Origin of the sequence: Streptomyces sp. BA2 (genome assembly GCF_009769735.1) — a bacterium.
GTDB lineage: Bacteria > Actinomycetota > Actinomycetes > Streptomycetales > Streptomycetaceae > Streptomyces.
In genome coordinates, this window is the sequence record NZ_WSRO01000002.1 from 2,505,082 (window position 1) to 2,523,389 (window position 18,308).

The 18,308-nt window shown below is 71.4% G+C and carries 17 protein-coding genes and 1 pseudogene; 13 read left to right on the plus strand and 5 right to left on the minus strand.

Annotation, left to right across the window (positions count from 1 at the left end; all coding sequences use genetic code 11):
- The first annotated feature begins 45 nt into the window (after positions 1–45).
- The 6 genes from cobM to cobC are packed head-to-tail and all read left to right on the plus strand — an operon-like array spanning position 46 to position 6,495.
- Positions 46–870, plus strand: coding sequence for a precorrin-4 C(11)-methyltransferase (gene cobM, locus E5671_RS13940; protein ID WP_160504287.1), 825 nt, complete (start codon positions 46–48; stop codon positions 868–870).
- Positions 867–2,138 (plus strand): precorrin-6y C5,15-methyltransferase (decarboxylating) subunit CbiE, encoded by a 1,272-nt coding sequence (cbiE, locus tag E5671_RS13945; RefSeq protein ID WP_160504288.1) that lies wholly within the window; start codon positions 867–869, stop codon positions 2,136–2,138. Before cobM ends, cbiE begins: the two co-directional genes overlap by 4 nt.
- The gene (gene cobJ / locus E5671_RS13950; RefSeq protein WP_160504289.1) at positions 2,135–3,871 is read left to right on the plus strand and encodes a precorrin-3B C(17)-methyltransferase; all 1,737 of its coding nucleotides are present in this window, start codon (positions 2,135–2,137) and stop codon (positions 3,869–3,871) included. Before cbiE ends, cobJ begins: the two co-directional genes overlap by 4 nt.
- A complete protein-coding gene (locus E5671_RS13955; RefSeq protein ID WP_160504290.1) occupies positions 3,868–4,494 on the plus strand; it encodes a precorrin-8X methylmutase in 627 nt (208 codons plus the stop codon). The genes cobJ and E5671_RS13955 overlap by 4 nt, the downstream gene beginning before the upstream one ends.
- Positions 4,491–5,429 carry a CbiX/SirB N-terminal domain-containing protein gene (locus tag E5671_RS13960; RefSeq protein WP_160504291.1) on the plus strand — a complete coding sequence of 313 codons (939 nt, stop codon included), beginning with the start codon at positions 4,491–4,493 and terminating at the stop codon, positions 5,427–5,429. Before E5671_RS13955 ends, E5671_RS13960 begins: the two co-directional genes overlap by 4 nt.
- Positions 5,404–6,495 carry an Rv2231c family pyridoxal phosphate-dependent protein CobC gene (cobC, locus tag E5671_RS13965; RefSeq protein WP_160510173.1) on the plus strand — a complete coding sequence of 364 codons (1,092 nt, stop codon included), beginning with the start codon at positions 5,404–5,406 and terminating at the stop codon, positions 6,493–6,495. The genes E5671_RS13960 and cobC overlap by 26 nt, the downstream gene beginning before the upstream one ends.
- 265 nt (positions 6,496–6,760) lie before the next feature.
- Here cobC and E5671_RS13970 read toward each other — a convergent pair whose 3' ends face one another.
- Positions 6,761–7,660: an SCO1860 family LAETG-anchored protein gene (locus tag E5671_RS13970; RefSeq protein ID WP_160504292.1), complete on the minus strand. Its 900-nt coding sequence runs from the start codon at positions 7,658–7,660 to the stop codon at positions 6,761–6,763.
- A gap of 511 nt (positions 7,661–8,171) precedes the next feature.
- Positions 8,172–9,263, minus strand: a complete 1,092-nt coding sequence (locus E5671_RS13975; RefSeq protein ID WP_160504293.1) for an amidohydrolase family protein — start codon at positions 9,261–9,263, stop codon at positions 8,172–8,174.
- A gap of 100 nt (positions 9,264–9,363) precedes the next feature.
- Between E5671_RS13975 and E5671_RS13980 the strand changes: the two genes are divergently transcribed.
- The 6 genes and pseudogenes from E5671_RS13980 (at position 9,364) to thpD (ending at position 14,570) form a co-directional block, all read left to right on the plus strand.
- Positions 9,364–10,467 carry an aminotransferase class V-fold PLP-dependent enzyme gene (locus E5671_RS13980; protein ID WP_160504294.1) on the plus strand — a complete coding sequence of 368 codons (1,104 nt, stop codon included), beginning with the start codon at positions 9,364–9,366 and terminating at the stop codon, positions 10,465–10,467.
- Between the two features lie 56 nt (positions 10,468–10,523).
- A pseudogene (locus E5671_RS13985) lies at positions 10,524–10,804 on the plus strand (mycothiol transferase); the annotation flags it as partial.
- 332 nt (positions 10,805–11,136) lie between these two features.
- A complete protein-coding gene (gene ectA, locus E5671_RS13990) occupies positions 11,137–11,730 on the plus strand; it encodes a diaminobutyrate acetyltransferase (protein ID WP_202121116.1) in 594 nt (197 codons plus the stop codon).
- A 78-nt stretch (positions 11,731–11,808) separates the two neighbouring features.
- A complete protein-coding gene (ectB, locus tag E5671_RS13995) occupies positions 11,809–13,080 on the plus strand; it encodes a diaminobutyrate--2-oxoglutarate transaminase (protein ID WP_160504295.1) in 1,272 nt (423 codons plus the stop codon).
- A gap of 84 nt (positions 13,081–13,164) precedes the next feature.
- Complete coding sequence (locus tag E5671_RS14000; RefSeq protein WP_160504296.1) at positions 13,165–13,569, plus strand: ectoine synthase; 405 nt, start codon at positions 13,165–13,167, stop codon at positions 13,567–13,569.
- Between the two features lie 101 nt (positions 13,570–13,670).
- The gene (gene thpD / locus E5671_RS14005) at positions 13,671–14,570 is read left to right on the plus strand and encodes an ectoine hydroxylase (RefSeq protein ID WP_160504297.1); all 900 of its coding nucleotides are present in this window, start codon (positions 13,671–13,673) and stop codon (positions 14,568–14,570) included.
- Between the two features lie 118 nt (positions 14,571–14,688).
- Here the strand turns inward: thpD and E5671_RS14010 are convergent, their stop codons facing one another.
- Positions 14,689–15,756, minus strand: coding sequence for an alkene reductase (locus E5671_RS14010; RefSeq protein ID WP_160504298.1), 1,068 nt, complete (start codon positions 15,754–15,756; stop codon positions 14,689–14,691).
- A gap of 123 nt (positions 15,757–15,879) precedes the next feature.
- Between E5671_RS14010 and E5671_RS14015 the strand changes: the two genes are divergently transcribed.
- Entirely contained in the window at positions 15,880–16,392 is a 513-nt protein-coding gene (locus E5671_RS14015; RefSeq protein WP_160504299.1) for a MarR family winged helix-turn-helix transcriptional regulator, read from the plus strand.
- A 244-nt stretch (positions 16,393–16,636) separates the two neighbouring features.
- Here the strand turns inward: E5671_RS14015 and E5671_RS14020 are convergent, their stop codons facing one another.
- Both E5671_RS14020 and E5671_RS14025 read right to left on the minus strand, forming a co-directional pair.
- Positions 16,637–17,656 carry a maleylpyruvate isomerase family mycothiol-dependent enzyme gene (locus E5671_RS14020; protein WP_160504300.1) on the minus strand — a complete coding sequence of 340 codons (1,020 nt, stop codon included), beginning with the start codon at positions 17,654–17,656 and terminating at the stop codon, positions 16,637–16,639.
- Positions 17,656–18,300 (minus strand): sigma-70 family RNA polymerase sigma factor, encoded by a 645-nt coding sequence (locus tag E5671_RS14025; RefSeq protein ID WP_160504301.1) that lies wholly within the window; start codon positions 18,298–18,300, stop codon positions 17,656–17,658. Before E5671_RS14025 ends, E5671_RS14020 begins: the two co-directional genes overlap by 1 nt.
- Positions 18,301–18,308 lie beyond the last annotated feature (8 nt).

The window sequence follows — 18,308 nt, forward strand, 5'->3', positions numbered from 1 at the left end:
GGCAACACCCACTGTTTTTCTGTTTCGTACGAGAGGAACCCACCCATGGCCGACGCCGAAGCCACCACCGGCAAGGTGACCTTTGTCGGGGCAGGGCCCGGCGCCGCCGACCTGCTCACCTTCCGTGCCGCGCGAGCGATCGCCGACGCCGATGTCGTCATCTGGGCGGCCAGCCTCGTACAGGCGGAAGTCCTCGAACACGCGCGTGAAGGCGCAGAGATCCTCGACTCGGCGACGATGTCCCTCGAAGAGGTGGTCGCCGTCTACGAGCGGGCCGCCGCCGACGGCCTGAAAGTGGCCCGGATCCACTCCGGCGACCCCGCCCTGTGGGGCGGCACGCAGGAGCAGGTCGACCGGTGCGCCGACATCGGCGTGGAGACGGAGATCGTGCCCGGCGTCTCGTCGTTCTCGGCGGTGGCGGCGATCGCGCAGCGCGAGCTGACGATCCCCGAGGTCGCGCAGTCCGTGATCCTCACCCGGCTCGGCGGCGGCAAGACGCCGATGCCGCCCGGCGAGGAGGTGCGGGAGTTCGCGCGGCACGGCACGACGATGGCGCTGTTCCTCTCGACCGCGCGCAGCGGGCAGCTGGTGCGGGAGCTCCTGGAGGGCGGCTACCCGACGACCACGCCCGTCGTCATCGCGTACCAGGTGACGTGGCCCGAGGAGCTCGTCCTGCACTGCACCATCGAGACGCTCGAAGAGACGGTCAAGGAGCACAAGCTCTGGAAGCACACCCTCTTCCTGGTCGGCCCCGCCCTCTCCGCGCACGGCACCCGCTCGCACCTGTACCACCCGGGCCACTTCCACGGCTTCCGCAAGGCCGACCCGCAGGCACGGGCCGCGCTACGCGCCGAGAAGGCCACCTCATGATCACCGTCGTCGGTACGGGGACGGGGGCGCCGCTCGACGCGGCGGCCCTGGACGCGGTGCGCGCCGCGGGGCTCGTGGTGGGAGCCCGGCGGCACATCGACGCCGCCCAGCTGCCGCCGGACACGGCCCGCGTGGTGATGGGGCCGCTCGCTCCCGCGCTCGACGCCATCGAGGAGCGGCTGGTCAAGGCGGAGGGGGTGACGGACGGCGGCGGTGTTGTCGTGCTGGCCTCCGGGGACCCCGGGTTCTTCGGCATCGTGCGGGCGCTCGCGGAGCGGTTCGGGCCCGCGGCGCTGGACGTCCGGCCCGGCGTCTCGTCCGTCGCCACCGCCTTCGCGCGGGTCGGGCTTCCGTGGGACGACGCGGTGGTGGTGAGCGCGCACGGCCGCGATCTGCGCACCGCCGTGAACATCTGCCGCACCCATCCCAAGGTGGCCGTCCTGACCGGCCCCGGCAGCGGGCCCGCCGAGCTCGGCGGCGAGCTGATGCGCCGCACCGACACCCGCGTCCTCGTCGTCGCGTCCGCCCTGGGAGACCCGGAGCACGAACGCGTCGAGCGGGTCACACCGGCCGAGGCAGCGGGCCGCGACTGGGGTGCCGGGGTGAGCGTCGTCCTGTGCCTGGACGAGGAGCGGGCCCTTGCGCCCGTGCGCACCGTCGCCGGACCGCGCCTCTCCCCCAGCCAATGGGCCCTGGACGAGGCCGAGTTCACGCACCGCGACTCGATGATCACCAAGTTCGAGGTGCGGGCGCTCGCCCTGGCCCGGCTCGGGCCGCGCACGGGCGACCTCGTGTGGGACATCGGCGCGGGGTCGGGATCGGTCGCCGTGGAGTGCGCGCGGTTCGGGGCGGCCGTCGTCGCCGTGGAGAAGACCGCCGACGGCGTCGAGCGCGTCCGTGCCAACGCCGCGGCGCACGGCGTCGACATACGCGCCGTGCACGGGGCGGCGCCCACCGTACTCTCCGATCTCTCGGACCCGGACGCCGTGTTCATCGGCGGCGGCGGCCGTGAGCTGCCCGCCATCGTGACCGCATGTGCACGGCGTGCACGGCGGACCGTCGTGGTCGCCATGGCGGCGATCGACCGGGTGCCCGCGGTCCGGGCCGCGCTGAGCGGTGCCGGGTACGACTGCGACGGCGTACTGCTGCAGTCGTCGCGGCTCGCGCCGCTGCCCGGTGAGGTGTCGCGGCTCGCCGCGGCCAATCCGGTCTTTCTGGTGTGGGGCACCCGCCCCACATCTTCCTTGCCTGAAGGAGTAGTTGAGTGATCGGCCTGATCTCCGCCACGGCGGCGGGCGGCGCGGCACGCGACCGCGTCGCCGCGTCGTGGCCCTCGCGGACGCGGGTGTACGAGGGTCCCGTGCGGGAGGCCCTGGAGCGGGCCTTCGCCGAGTGCGAGCAGGTGGTGTGCTTCCTCGCCACCGGCGCGGTGGTGCGCCTTGCCGCGCCGCTCCTGCGGGGCAAGGACGTCGATCCCGGGGTCGTGTGCGTCGACGAGGCCGGACGTTTCGCGGTCGCTCTGCTGGGCGGCCACGAGGGGGGCGCCAACGCCCTGGCTCAGGAGGTGGGAGATCTCCTGGGGGCCACGCCTGTCGTGACGACGGCGACCGACTCCGTGGACGTGCCGGGGCTCGACACGCTCGGCCTTCCGGTGGAGGGGGACGTCGCCGGGGTCACCCGCGCGATCCTCGACGGCGAACCGGTCGCCCTGCACGCGGAGTTGGCCTGCCCGCTGCCCGCCCTGCCACCCAACGTCACGCCGGGCCAAGGGCAGTCGGCCGTGTGGGTGACGGACCGCGTGCTCGAACTGGGGCCTGGCGAGGTCGCGTTGAGGCCCGGCTCGCTCACCGTGGGCGTGGGCGCGAGCAAGGGTGCGCCCACCGAAGAGGTGCTCGGGCTCATCGAGGACACCCTCCGGGACGCGGGGCTCTCCGCTGCCTCCGTGGCCGCGCTCGCGACCGTCGACGCGAAGGCCGAGGAGCCCGGCATCGTCGAGGCGGCTACGCGGCTCGGGGTGCCGGTGGTGACGTACGCGGCCGACGAGCTGGCCGGTGTCGACGTGCCGAACCCCTCCGACGCGCCGCTCGCCGCCGTCGGTACGCCCTCCGTGGCTGAGGCCGCCGCACTGCGCGGCGGCGGTGAACTCCTCGTACCGAAGCGGAAGTCGGCGCCCGACGGCCGTGCGCCCATGGCGACCTGCGCGGTGGTGCGCCGCGCGCCGCGCGGCCGGCTCGCCGTGGTCGGGCTCGGCCCCGGCGCGCGTGATCTGCTGACGCCGCGCGCCCGTGACGAGCTGCGCAGGGCATCGGTCCTTGTCGGCCTCGACCAGTACGTCGACCAGATCCGCGACCTGCTCAGGCCCGGCACGAAGGTCATCGAGTCGGGGCTCGGCGCCGAGGAGGAACGGGCCCGTACCGCGGTCGCCGAGGCCCAGAAGGGGCAGGCGGTCGCGCTGATCGGCTCCGGGGACGCGGGTGTGTACGCGATGGCATCGCCCGCGCTCGCCGAGGCGAGCGACGACATCGACGTCATCGGTGTGCCCGGCGTGACGGCCGCGCTCGCCGCCGCCGCGATCCTCGGCGCGCCGCTCGGCCACGACCACGTGTCCATCAGCCTGTCCGACCTGCACACTCCGTGGGAGGTCATCGAGCGCCGGGTGCGCGCGGCGGCGGAGGCGGACATCATCGTCACCTTCTACAACCCGCGCAGCCGGGGCCGCGACTGGCAGCTGCCGAAGGCCCTGTCGATCCTCGCCGAGCACCGCGAGCCCACGACCCCCGTGGGTGTCGTGCGCAACGCCTCGCGTCCGGACGAGTCGGCGCGGCTGAGCACGATCGGCGAACTCGACCCGGGAGTGGTCGACATGATGACGGTCGTGACCGTCGGCAACACAGCGACCCGCGAGATCGCGGGCCGCATGGTGACCCCGCGCGGCTACCGCTGGCAGCACGCGGAGCCTTCGGAGGCTCCTTCGGGGGCCCCTTCGGAGGTGACCAAGTGACCCGTGTCGTCCACCCCATCGAGCAGGAGTCGTTCCGGCGGCTACGTGCCCGCCTTGACACGTCGCACTTCGCGCCGCTGACCCGCGCGGTCGTGGAGCGCGTCATCCATTCCGCCGCCGACCTGGAGTACGCGACGGACCTCGTCACCGACGAGGACGCGCTGGTGGCCGCCCACACGGCGCTGCACGCGGGTGCTCCCGTGGTCGCCGACGTGGAGATGGTCGCCGCGGGCATCACCAAGCGCGAGACGGTCTGCCGACTCAAGGACGCCAAGTCACATGCGGGGCTCACCCGTTCGGCTCACGCGATCCGTCTCGCGTACGAGGAAGTGGGCCCCGGCGCGCTCTGGGTGATCGGCTGCGCGCCGACCGCCCTGGAGGAACTGCTCGTACTCGACGCGGCGCCCGCGCTGGTGATCGGCCTGCCGGTCGGCTTCGTGGGGGCCGCGGAGTCCAAGGCGGCACTGCGCGAGAGCGGGCTTCCCGCCGTCAGCAACGTGTCGGAGAAGGGCGGTTCGGCGGTGGCGGCGGCGGCGCTGAACGCACTGCTGTACCACCCCGCTCCAGGGCGGCCGTCGCCCCGTACGAATGAAACAACCGAAGCAATCAAGGAGTCCCAGTGACCACCCCGCCCGCACTGCTCATCGCCGGACACGGCACCCGTGACGACGCCGGGGCGGCCGCCTTCCGGGACTTCGTGCAGGAGCTCGCCCGCCGCAACCCCGAACTCCCGGTCGCCGGTGGCTTCATCGAACTGTCGCCGCCGCCGCTGGGCGACGCGGTCACCGACCTCGTGGACCGGGGCGTGAAACGTTTCGCGGCGGTGCCGCTGATGCTGGTGTCCGCCGGGCACGCCAAGGGTGACATCCCCGCGGCGCTCACCCGCGAGAAGGAGCGCCACCCCGGCATCTCGTACACCTACGGCCGCCCGCTCGGCCCGCACCCCTCGCTCCTGAAGGTCCTGGAGCGCCGCCTGGACGAGGCGCTCGGCGGCTCGGCCCGCACGCCCGAGGACCGCGCGGACGTCACGGTGCTGCTCGTGGGCCGCGGCTCGACCGACCCGGACGCCAACGCCGAGGTGCACAAGGCGGCGCGGCTGCTGTGGGAGGGGCGCGGTTACGCGGGCGTGGAGACGGCGTTCGTGTCGCTCGCGGCGCCGGACGTGCCGTCGGGCCTCGACCGCTGCGTACGCCTCGGCGCGAAGCGGATCGTGGTCCTGCCCTACTTCCTGTTCACCGGCATCCTGCCGGACCGGGTCCGCCAGCAGACGGACGGCTGGGCGGCGGCGCACCCCGGCATCGAGGTGCGCTCGGCGGACGTGATCGGCCCCGAGGAGGAGCTGCTCGACCTGGTCATGGAGCGCTACCGCGAGGCCGTCAAGGGCGACATCCGGATGAACTGCGACTCCTGCGTGTACCGCATCGCGCTGCCCGGCTTCGAGGACAAGGTGGGGCTTCCGCAGCAGCCGCACTTCCACCCGGACGACGACGGGGACCACGCACACGGCCATGGGCACGGGCACGGGCACCACCATGGGTCCCATGTTCACGCCCACTGAGAGCGAGGCCGGGGCTGAGTACGACGGCGAACCGGACCTGCGGCATCACGGGGACGCCGAGGTCCGGGGCGCCGTCGGCCTCACCGATCTCGCGGTGAACGTCCGCGCGGACACCCCGCCCGCCTGGCTGAAGCGGCACATCGCCGCCTCGCTCGACGGCCTTGCCGCCTACCCGGACGGCCGGGCGGCGCGGGCGGCGGTGGCGGAGCGGCACGGTGTGACGCCGGACCAGGTGCTGCTCACGTCGGGCGCGGCGGAGGCGTTCGTGCTGCTCGCCCGAGCCTTGAAGGTGCGTCAGCCCGTGGTGGTGCACCCGCAGTTCACCGAGCCGGAGGCGGCGCTGCGGGACGCGGGGCATGTGGTGGGGCGGGTGCTGCTCCGGGAGGAGGACGGCTTCCGCCTCTCGGGGGCGAAGGTTCCCGAGGACGCCGACCTGGTCGTGATCGGCAACCCGACGAATCCGACGTCGGTCCTTCATCCCGGCGCCTCGATCACCGAACTCGCCCGTCCCGGGCGGGTGTTGGTGGTGGACGAGGCGTTCATGGACGCGGTGCCGGGTGAGCGGGAGGCGCTGGCGGGTCGCACGGACGTGCCTGGCCTCGTCGTTCTGCGGAGCCTCACCAAGACGTGGGGCCTTGCGGGGTTGCGGATCGGTTACGTCCTCTCCGACCCGGAGACGATCGCCCGCCTGTCGCGGGCGCAGCCCTTGTGGCCGGTTTCCTCACCTGCCCTCGCGGCGGCGGAGGCGTGTGTGGCGCCTGCGGCGCTGGCTGAGGCGTCGGCGGCGGCTCTGCGGGTGGCTGATGACCGGGCCTATCTCCTGGGCGGGCTGCGGGAATTCGCCCCCTTCGGGCTCCGGGCCGTCGAGTCCGCGGAGGGCCCCTTCGTCCTGCTCCGGACCCCCGGGGCCGCGTCCCTCCGCGACCGCCTCCGGGAGCGGGGGTTCGCCTTGCGGCGGGGGGATACGTTTCCGGGGCTGGGGGCTGATTGGCTTCGGGTGGCGGTGCGGGACCGGGGGACGACGGAACGGTTGGTGGGGGCGGTGCGGGGGGTGTTGGGGGGTTGATTTTCCCCAACCCCGCCCCTTCCCGAAAACCCGCTGGCGCGGGGGCCTTGGTGACCGTCATCGCCGGCTGCGCCGAGCTCGTCCTCAACCGCCGGACGGGCTAAAAATTCAGCCGCGGGGCAATCGGGTGGGTGAGCGGGGAATCAGCCCCTCCGGCGTTTGAGGAGCGGGGTCTGGGGCGGAGCCCCAGTTTCGGGAAGGGGTGCCCGCGCGCGGAGCGCGCTAACAGGCGCAGTGGGGAAAGCCCCGCAGGGTCCGCCCCGCCTCAGCCCTTACGCCCCCGGCGAGTCATCGCCACCGCCCCGCCCCCCGCAGCGAGCAGCGCAACCGCACCCCCCACCAGGTACGGCGTGGCCGAGTTCCCCCCGGTCTCGGCGAGGTTCGCCTCCTGCGGCTTCGTCGCCACCGGCTTCTCCTCCACACCCCCCTGCGGCTTCACCGCAGCGGGCGCCTCGCAGGAGGCCCCGGCCAGCGTCACCGTCCCCTCCACCTCCGCGACATTCAGCTTCAGGGGGTTCACGGACACCTTCAGCTCCAGCGCGGACGCCGCCGCCGTACGCGACGTCGTATGCGTCTTCGACAGGTCGAGCCGCACCTCACCGACCCCCGGCACCTTCACCTGCGTCGTTCCCCCCGCCGACAGCGTGACCTTCTTGCCGAGCACCGTGACGCCGCCAAGGAGATTCGCCTCGGCGACAGGCCGCTCGCCCGCCGCGCAGACCGCCTTGGACGTCACCTGCTCGACCTCGATCAGGGACAGCAGCGGCAGGCCCGGCACATGCACCTTCGCCCGCGCGATGTTGCTGTAGCCCTCCGCCTTCCCGTCCTCGACGTTCGCCTTCGCGGTGGCGACGTCCGCCCGCAGCACGCTGAACGGCTGTCCGCCGTTGACCCCGTCAAGCTCGGCGGTGAGCGCGGTCTTCCCGGCGCTGGCCGGTGCCTGTACTTCGTTGAGCGAGACCTTGAGCGGGACGTTCAGGGTCTTGTTGAGCAGGGACACGTCGAGCCCGGTGCGCAGCACGACGGCGTTCGCGCGGCCCTTGTCGCCGCCCGTCGCCGACGCGGGGCCCGCGGTGGCGAGCGCCGCGGGGCCCGCGGCGAGAACCGTGGCGGTGGCGATCACGCCGATGCGGCGCGCGGGCATGCGGAAGGTGTTGCTGTTCAAGGTGGTGGAACCCCCACAGGAGATACGGAGTCGCCGGAAGCCTCGCGCTTCGCTGGATGGGGACATCGCTTGAGCACGACACCGGCAACATCGACAGGGGGAATCTTTACGCACTGAGAGTGAATAGCCAGCGACCGAGCGTGAGTTCACTCCAAAGGGAGGTTTCCGCCCTTGCTTTCGATTCTTCAGGCACGGACGTTCCCCCGAACCACCCGAGCAACTCCCTGGCTCGAACACGTCGGTTGACGCCGACGCCGTGGCCGAATGATGTGTAACGAACCGAGGCCCGATTGCGTAACGCTCCGTCAATATGAGTCACATGGGACAGACGCGGCGCACGAGTGGCGAGGAGTGGTGCGCGCAGGGCGCGTACGGGGTCAGGTTCGAATGGGGGCCCGAGGGAGCCCGGCGGCTCACGGCGGGTGGCCATGCCTTTTCGTTCCCCGATCCCGATCCTTCCCGAGAACCCGGCTCCGCCGGGACCGGGACCCCCACAACGGGCTGAATCCGCCTACCCCACCACCCTCCCGTTCAGCACGATCCTCCGCGGCGCCGCCAGCACCCCCACGTCCTCCCGGGGATCGGCCCCGTACACCACCAGGTCCGCCGGTGCTCCCTCCACCAGGCCGGGGCGTCCCAGCCAGGACCTCGCTCCCCATGTCGTCGCCGACAGGGCGTCCACCGCCGGGATTCCGGCGAGCCGCAGCTCGGCCACCTCGGCGGCGACCAGGCCGTGGGCCAGTGAGCCGCCCGCGTCCGTGCCCGCGTACACCGGCACTCCCGCGTCGTACGCGGCCCGCACCGTGTCGTATCGGCGCTCGTACAGCCGCCGCATGTGCCGCGACCACTTGGGGAACTTCGATTCACCGCCGTCCGCGAGCTGCGGGAACGTCGCGATGTTCACCAGCGTGGGGACGATCGCGACGCCCCTCTCCGCGAACAGCGGGATCGTCTCCTCGGTCAGACCCGTCGCGTGCTCGATGCAGTCGATGCCCGCCTCCACCAGGTCCCGCAGGGAGTCCTCGGCGAAGCAGTGCGCCGTCACGCGCGCGCCCAGGCGGTGCGCCTCGGCGATCGCCGCCTCCACCTCGGCCCGGGGCCAGCACGCCGTCAGGTCCCCGGCGTCGCGGTCGATCCAGTCGCCGACCAGCTTGACCCAGCCGTCGCCGCGCCGCGCCTCCTGGGCGACGTACGCGACGAGGTCGGAGGGCTCGATCTCGTGGGCGTAGTTGCGGATGTAGCGGCGCGTACGCGCGATGTGGCGGCCCGCCCGGATGATGTTGGGGAGGTCCTCGCGGTCGTCGATCCAGCGGGTGTCGGACGGGGAGCCCGCGTCGCGGATGAGGAGTGCGCCGATCTCGCGGTCGGTCAGCGCCTGCTTCTCGGCCGTGGCCGCGTCCACCGGGCCGTGCGCGTCCAGGCCCACGTGGCAGTGCGCGTCGACCAGGCCCGGGAGCGTCCAGCCCTCGATCGTCGTGACGTCCGCCGCCCGCGCCGGGCGGTCGTACGTCACCCTGCCCCCGACCACCCACAATTCGTCCCGGACCTCGTCCGGGCCGACGAGCACCCGCCCCTTCACGTGCAGCACCGTGTGATCGCTCATGTACAGCAGCTTAGGAGCCTGTCGGTACGCTCGGTCCGGCAGCCCGAACGAACTCGTGAGCGAAGTGAGCAGCGAAGTGAGCAGCACCGTGACGACACACGTGACGACGCATCCATTCCTTGACCTGGCCCCCCTGAGCGCCCAGCACTTCGCCTCCATCGAGGAGCGCGTCGCCGGGCTGCTCTCCACCTCGCAGGACGTCGTGATCATGCAGGGCGAGGCGCTGCTCCCCCTGGAGGGGTGTATCCGGGGCGCGGCACAGCCCGGCACGACCGCGCTGAACGTCATCACCGGTCCTTACGGGCAGACCTTCGGGAACTGGCTGCGGGACTGCGGTGCGACGGTCGTCGACCTCGCCGTCCCCTTCCACACGGCCGTCACCGCCGAGCAGGTGCGCCAGGCCCTCGCCGAGCACCCTGAGATCGACTTCGTCTCGCTCGTCCATGCCGAGGCCGCGACCGGCAACACCAATCCGGTCGCCGAGATCGGTGAGGCCGTACGCGAGCACGGCGCCCTCTTCATGCTCGACGCCGTCGCCTCGGTGGCCGCCGAGCCGCTGCTCCCGGACGCGTGGGGCGTGGACCTGTGCGTGATCGGCGCGCAGAAGGCGATGGGCGGCCCGGCAGGCGTCTCGGCCGTCTCCGTGAGCGAGCGGGCCTGGACGCGCCTCGCCGCCAACCCGCGGGCGCCGCGCCGCTCCTACCTCTCCCTCCTGGACTGGAAGGAGCGCTGGATCGACGGCGGCAGGAAGGCGCTCCTGCACGCGCCCGCCCAGCTGGAGATGCTCGCGCTCGAAGCGTGCGTGGAGCGCATCGAGGCGGAGGGGCTCGACGCGCTGATGGCGCGGCACGCCACCGCCGCCGCGGCGACGCGTGCGGGCGCGATCGCCCTGGGCGGCGGCCTCACGCCGTACGTCCACGAGGCGAGGGACGCCGCTCCGGTCGCCACGACGCTGCGGGCCCCGGACGGAGTCGACGCCTCGGAGCTCGTCGCCAAGGCCCTCTCCGCGGACCCGGTGCTTCCGCTGGTCGCCGGCGGCGGAGCCCTTGCCACGGAGATGATCCGGGTGAACCACTACGGTCCGGACGCGACCCGAGGAGTGGTGCACGCCTCGCTCGCCGCGCTGGGCGCCGCGATGGGCGAGACCGGCCTCGCGGTCGACCTCGAAGCGGCACGGCGCGCGGTGACGGCCGCCTGGCAGTAGGCGTCTGAGCACGCGTGGCGGCGTGACCGCCGCGCCCACGCTCCCGGACGGCCGCTCTCGTGCAGCATCTGGCCGAGGTGGAGCGGAACTGGTTCCAGCGGGTGCTAGCCGGGCGGGGCGTGCCGTCGGTGTACGGGGGCGGGGCGGGGGCCGGGAGATCTGCGAGGGACGCTCGCTGGACGACGTCGGGCGGCTCAGCGAGCGGGAAGCGGCCGTGACGGGCAGCGCCGAGGTCAGCCTGCGCTGGATCCTGGTCCACCTCATCGAGGAGTACGCGCGGCGGGGCGGTCACGTCGATCTTCTCAGGGAGGGGATCGACGGGGTGACGGGGCCGTAAATACTCTACGTAAATTCACGGACGAATTCTCACCGCTTCTTTATCCACTTTATGAGCACAGCTTCCCGTATTCTTCTGCCCGCTTTCCGGAGACCTAAACACTAAGATTTCGACAGGGCGAAGTCTCACAATTCGGACATGCTTCGAGGGAGTTACGGTTCTGTGACGTACTCCACAACGCGCCCGCTATGCACCGTATGACCCCATCAAATCAGGCCATACCGCCGGGGATTCCTGCGGGCGCGCACCCCCGCGTGATAACACATCGGGCGCTCTGACGTAACCCCTCCCGGCGATGCAATTAAAGAAATTGCTCGGTAAATTCAATCCGCATGACCGCTGCACAAGCCGATCTACCGACCGACCTGCTAGCGAATTCCCTGGAAATGCCCGAGGGGTTGCGACTCGACACCCCCGACGTCGCCGACGGCGCCGCGATCTGGCGCATCGCACGCGACTCGAAGGTGTTGGACCTCAACTCCTCGTACAGCTACCTGCTGTGGTGCCGCGACTTCGCGGCGACCTCCGTGGTGGCCAGGGACTCGAACGGTGAGCCCGCCGGGTTCATCACCGGCTACATCCGGCCCGAGCGGCCCCGCACCCTGGTGGTCTGGCAGGTGGCCGTCGACCAGGCGCACCGCGGCCGCGGCCTTGCCGGTGCGCTGCTCGACGGCCTCACCGCCAAGGTGGCCGCCGACCGGGAGCTGGTCTCGGTCGAGACGACCATCACGCCGGACAACGCACCGTCCCAGCGGCTCTTCACCTCGTACGCACAGCGCCACGGAGCGTCCGTCGAGCGCACGGTGCTCTTCGACGCCGGACTCTTCCCCGACGAGGGGCACGAGCCCGAGGTCCTGTTCCTGATCGAGCCGATCGCACAGACCGGGAAAGCCGCGCAGATCGAACCGGTCGAGCCAGTCGGCTGAGTTCCGCCCTTTCCCCCCCACGAACCACCTGTCACTCCCCCCACCTCCCACGTCTTTCCATCTCCCAGGAGATCTGCTGTGACCATCACCCAGCCCGACCTGAGCGTCTTCGAGACCCTGGAGTCGGAGGTGCGCAGCTACTGCCGCGGTTGGCCCACTGTCTTCGACCGTGCGCAGGGCAGCCGCATGTTCGACGAAGACGGCCACTCGTACCTCGACTTCTTCGCCGGGGCCGGCTCGCTCAACTACGGCCACAACAACCCGGTCCTCAAACGCGCCCTGATCGACTACCTGGAGCGCGACAGCGTCGTCCATGGACTCGACATGTCGACGACCGCCAAGCGCGCGTTCCTCGAGTCGTTCCAGAACATCATCCTGCGCCCGCGTGACCTTCCGTACAAGGTCATGTTCCCGGGCCCGACGGGCACCAACGCCGTCGAGTCCGCGCTGAAGCTGGCCCGCAAGGTCAAGGGCCGCGAGTCGATCGTGTCGTTCACGAACGCCTTCCACGGCATGTCGCTCGGCTCGCTCGCGGTGACCGGCAACGCCTTCAAGCGCGCCGGCGCCGGCATTCCGCTGGTGCACGGCACGCCGATGCCCTTCGACCGCTACCTCGAAGGCACGACCCCCGACTTCGTCTGGTTCGAGCGTCTGCTCGAGGACCAGGGCTCCGGCCTCAACCAGCCCGCCGCCGTGATCGTCGAGACGGTGCAGGGCGAGGGCGGCATCAACGTCGCCCGCGCCGAGTGGCTCCGCAAGCTCGCCGACGTGTGCAAGCGCTGGGACATGCTGCTCATCGTCGACGACATCCAGATGGGCTGCGGCCGCACCGGCGCGTTCTTCTCCTTCGAGGAGGCGGGCATCACGCCGGACATCGTGACGGTGTCCAAGTCCATCAGCGGCTACGGCATGCCGATGGCGCTGACGCTGTTCAAGCCCGAGCTGGACATCTGGGAGCCGGGCGAGCACAACGGCACCTTCCGCGGCAACAACCCGGCCTTCGTCACGGCCGCCGCCGCCCTGGAGACCTACTGGTCCGACGGCCCGGCCATGGAGAAGCAGACCCGTGCCCGCGGCGAGCAGGTCGAGGAGGCGTTCAAGGCGATCGTCGACGAGAACCCCGGCGCCATCAAGGAGTACCGCGGCCGCGGTCTCGTCTGGGGCATGGAGTTCATCGACAAGGCACGCGCGGGCGCCATCGCCAAGCGCGCCTTCGAACTCGGCCTGCTCATCGAGACCTCGGGGCCCGAGAGCGAGGTCGTCAAGCTCCTTCCGGCGCTGACGATCACCGCCGACGAGCTGGACGAAGGACTTCGCACGCTCGCCCGCGCGGTGCGCGAGACCGCCTGAGCGGTGCGCCGGGCCGCCGCCGCGTCGGCGGCGGCCCGGCCGCCCGCCTCCTCACCCCCGTAAGAGAAAAGGAACCAACTCACCGTGATCGTCCGTTCGTTCAAGGACATTGAAGGCACCGACCGGCATGTGAAGGCCGCTTCGGGCACCTGGGAGAGCAAGCGCATCGTCCTCGCCAAGGAGCGGGTGGGCTTCTCGGTCCACGAGACCATCCTGTACGCGGGTACGGAGACGTCGATGTGGTACGCCAACCACATCGAGGCCGTCGTGTGCACCAAGGGCGAGGCCGAGCTGACCGACGACACGACCGGCGAGAAGTACACGATCACGCCGGGCACGATGTACCTGCTCGACGGGCACGAGAAGCACACGATGCGGATCAAGGAGGACTTCCACTGCATCTGTGTCTTCAACCCGCCCGTCACGGGTCGTGAGGACCACGACGAGAACGGCGTGTACCCGCTGCTCACGGAGCCGGAGCCGGCCTAGCCGGAGCACGCCCCCTGAATCTCCCTCGCCGCCCTCTTCCTCTGGGCGGCGGGGGTGTACATCCCGGAAAGGGCCGTACGAGAGGAGAGGCAGGCAACACCATGACCACCGCACCCGAACGCACCGCCGACCTGTACCCGACCCGAGGCACCGAAGAGGTCCTCATCGAGCGCAAGGACCCCGTCGTGTGGTCCGAGCCGGGTACGCCGGGGCCCATCGCGGCCGATGATCTGGCGGGGTTCGAACGGGACGGTTTCCTGGCGATCGACCAGCTCATCACCCCGGACGAGGTGAGCGTCTACCACGCCGAGCTCACGCGGTTGATCGACGACCCCACGATGCGGGCGGACGAGCGCTCCATCGTGGAGCCGCGCTCCCAGGAGATCCGCACCATCTTTGAGGTGCACAAGATCAGCGAGCTGTTCAAGAAGCTCGCAGCCGACCCGCGAGTGGTGGGTCGGGCCCGGCAGATCCTGGGCTCCGACGTGTATGTCCACCAGTCCCGGATCAACGTGAAGCCCGGCTTCGGAGCCTCCGGGTTCTACTGGCACTCGGACTTCGAGACCTGGCACGCCGAGGACGGGCTCGCGAACATGCGGACCGTCTCCGTCTCGATCGCGCTCACGAAGAATCACGACACCAACGGCGGCCTCATGATCATGCCGGGGTCGCACAAGACGTTCCTCGGCTGTGAAGGCGCGACGCCGAAGGACAACTACAAGCGGTCCCTGCAGATGCAGGACGCGGGCATTCCCTCGGACGGGACGCTGACCAGCCTCGCATCGGACTACGGCATCCGGCTCTTCACCGGTGAGGCGGGCTCCGCGACCTGGTTCGACTGCAATGCCATGCACGGTTCGGGGGACAACATCACGCCGTTCCCGCGCAGCAACGTCTTCATCGTGTTCAACAGTGTGGAGAACACGGCGGTGGAGCCGTTCGCGGCACCGGTCCGGCGGCCGGAATACATTGGGGCTCGGGACTTCACTCCGGTGAAGTAGGCAGTCTCTGAAATTAAGCAGTCTCTGAAGTAAGCGGTCTCGTACGAGAGTTGGCCCGGCACCTGGGGGTGCCGGGCCACACTTGGTTCGGGGTGCTTGTGCTGTGGGTGGTACGGGGTTACAGCGCCGGGTAGTCCGTGTAGCCCTTCTCCGTGCCGCCGTAGAACGTCGCCGGGTCAGGCGTGTTGTACGGGCCTTCGGCCTTGAGGCGGGCCGGCAGGTCGGGGTTGGCGAGGAACAGCGCACCGAACGCGACGACGTCCGCGGTGCCGTCCTCGACCAGGGCGAGCGCGTCGCGCCCCGTGGGGCCCTCGGTCGCGGGGTTCAGGATGAAGGGTCCGTTGAAGCTCCCGCGCAGGGTGGTCACCAGGTCGCGGATCGGCCCCACCTCCATGACGTGCAGGTACGCCAGGTCCAGCGCGCTCAGCTCCTTGACCAGGGAGGTGTACGTGGCCTCGAGCTCGTCCGCGGGCTCGGAGATGTCGTTGAAGGGGTTGCCGGGAGACAGACGGATGCCGGTGCGGGCGGCGCCGATCTCGGCGGAGACCGCCCTCGCGGTCTCGACCGCGAAGCGGATGCGGTTCTCCGGGGTGCCACCCCATTCGTCGGTGCGCCGGTTGGAGCCCGGCGCCAGGAACTGGTGGATCAAGTAGCCGTTGGCGCCGTGCAGTTCGACGCCGTCGAAGCCCGCGTCGATGGCGTTGCGGGCCGCGGCCACGAAGTCGGCGATGGTGGCGCGGATCTCGTCGCCGGTCAGCTCGCGGGGCGTGACGAAGTCCTTGGGACCCTCGGCCGTGTAGACCTGCCCCTCGGCCGCGACGGCCGAGGGTGCCACGTTCACCAGGCCGTCGGGGAGCAGTACGGGGTGGCCGATGCGGCCGGTGTGCATGATCTGGGCGAAGATCTTGCCGCCCGCGGCGTGGACGGCGGCGGTGACCTTGCGCCAGGACGCGATCTGCTCGGCGGAGTGCAGGCCCGGGGTGTCCGGATAGCCCTGGCCGACGACGGAGGGCTGAATACCCTCCGTGATGATCAGGCCGGCCGAGGCGCGCTGGGCGTAGTACTCGGCGGTGAGGTCAGTGGCGGTGGCGCCCTGGCCCGCACGGCTTCGGGTCATCGGAGCCATGGCGATGCGGTTGGCGAGCGGGGTGCCCGCGAGGTCGAGGGAGTCGAACGCGGTGGTCATCTGGTGCCCCCAGGGAAAGTTATTGGTCGGCCAAGTAATCGAACCGGATGTCACTGTAGCGCATTCCTTGGCCGGCCAAGCTAATCTGGAGGAGCACACCCCCTCTCCCCCTCAGGAGCCCCGATGAAGGCTTCGGCCGACCCCGCCTGTACCGAGCTCCCCACCGCGGCGCGGCGGGGGCCCGTCAGCCACACCGTGAGCCGGGTGGCCCGGCTGCACCGGATCGCGGCGGGCAAGGCGCTGAGGGGGCTCGGGCTCTACCCCGGCCAGGAATTCGTGATGATGTGCCTCTGGGACGCGGGGCCTGTGCGGCAGTCGGAGCTGATCAAGGCGGTCGACCTGGACCCGTCGACGGTCACGAAGATGCTGCAACGCCTGGAGCAGGCAGGACACGTACTGCGCCGCCCCGACCCGGCCGACCGCCGCGCGGTACTCGTCGAGGCCACGGACGCGAGCTGCGGGCTCCTGGCGGAGGTGGAGCGGGCGTGGGGCGAACTGGAGACGCACACGCTGGAGGGGCTGGACGAGGACGAACGGGCGGAACTGGCACGGCTCCTCGGCCGGGTGGAAGCGAACCTGTGCACGGAAACGGCTGACTGCCCCCTGGAGGCGAGGAGCGCGGGGGGCGGGGCCTAGGCCTCCGCGGGGGGGGGCGGTGCCGGTCCGGTTGTGGGGCGGGGCCGCGCCGGTATGTCCGTCCTCGCTATCGTCCGGTGGCCGTGGGGCTGCTTCGGCTCCGGAGCCTTCGGGAGCCGTGCTCCGGGCAGACATACCGGCACGTCCCCTCACGAGCGCTGCCGACTGCGAGTAATCGCTGGTCACTGCGGGGCAATCGGGCGGGTGGGCGGGAGAGCTTGTTCGTTCAGGGGGCGCTGCGGGGTCAGAGCCAGGCCAGGGACGCTGCTCGGGTCAGGATCTGTTGCGCGGCGGCCTCGCTGCCGGAGATTCCCTTCGCCACCCCCGCAGGGGAGACCCGGCCGCCCATGAGCAGGCAGAAGTCCACCGGGTCGAGCACCAGCTCCGCCCTCACCGGCTCCGCCCCGCCACCGCCCAGGATCCAGGAAACCTCGCCCCCCTCCCCGGCGAGGGTCAGCGCGACGGCCGGCGCCTTGGAGCCCAGGGCCAGATCCAGGATCCGTACGGCCAGACGCACCAGCTGCCAGAGATGGGGAGTGCGGGGCGCCGGGACCGGTATGTCCAGAGCCCTGCCGATGTCGTCCGAGTGCACCCATGCCTCGAAAGCCCGGACGAGGAAGTGGTCCGCCACCGGCAGCCGCGCCCCCATCAACATCGTGGCCCGCCCCGCCAGTTCGGGGTCGTACGCCTCGGGACAGGAGAGCAGCGCGGCGGCCTGACTCTCCCAGGACGCCACGGTCTGCGCGGGAGTGCGGGCCCGCTCCCGGGCCAGGACCGACTCCGTACGCGCGGCCCACGCCACACGCCACGGCGTCCCGTCCGCCCCGTCGCACGGCCCGGGCCCGCGCAGACCGAGCCGCACGGCCAACGGCTCGTCCGCGGCCAGCAGATGCGCCATGGTGTCGTGGACGTTCCAGTCGTGCACGACAGGGGTTCCCCAGGCGCCGCTCTCCTCCAACTCCCCAAGCAGAGCCTGGAGTCCGGCCACGGCGGCAGCGTACGGAGCGGCGTGCGGAGCCGTACGGGACGCCGCCGGGCGGGTGCGCAGGGCGAGGGCCAGGCCCCGGTCCGCCGGGGCGGGCCCGCTGTCGGCCGGAGGCGGGCCGTCCAGGTGCCGCACCGTCGCCCGCAGCCGCGTCGCCTCCGCCGCGCACGGCTCGCAGTCGGCCAGATGCGGGGCGACCGTCCGCTCGTCACCCGGCATGAGCGCGCCGACGGCCCAGGCCCCGAGAAGTTCACGTACGGCTTCGTGATCCGTGGTCATCACGCGCCTCTTTCGCCTGGAGCGTCGGCAAGTGCCGAGCCGGGTTGGTCCGGTGGGTCGGCCAGGGCCTCGGCCAGTCTGCGCAGGGCGGCCCGTAAGCGGGTCTTCGCCGTGCCCTCCGGAATGCCGAGCTCCACCGCCGCCTGGCGGTACGTGCAGCCCGCGAAGTACGCGAGGTGGACCACCTGACGCTGCGGGAGCGGAAGTCTCGCCAGTGCGGAGTGGAGGAGCAGGGAGCGTTCTCGTGCCATGACCACGTCTTCCGGGGGCGGGTCCGGGGCGGGGATGGTGTGCAGGGTCGCGTCGTCGGCGTGGGCCGCCTTGCGGTGGCGCTCCTCGCCGCGTACCCAGTCCACCGCCCTCCGATGCGCCAGCATGCACAGCCAGGTGCGCAGGCTGCCCCGCCGTGCGTCGAACGCGTAGGGCCTCGACCAGAGATGGGCGAAGACCTCCTGGGCGACGTCCTCCGCCGCGGCCGGACTGCGGGTGACGCGCCCCGCGACGCGGTGGACGAGGGCGCCGTACGCGTCATAGGCCTCGGCTAGCGCCGTCTCGTCGCCGTACACCAGGCGCTGGTGCAGGTCGGCGTCCCGATGGGGCTGCTGAGCCACTGACACCACCGCCTCGTGAGGCCACCCCGTCATGCCTTCCT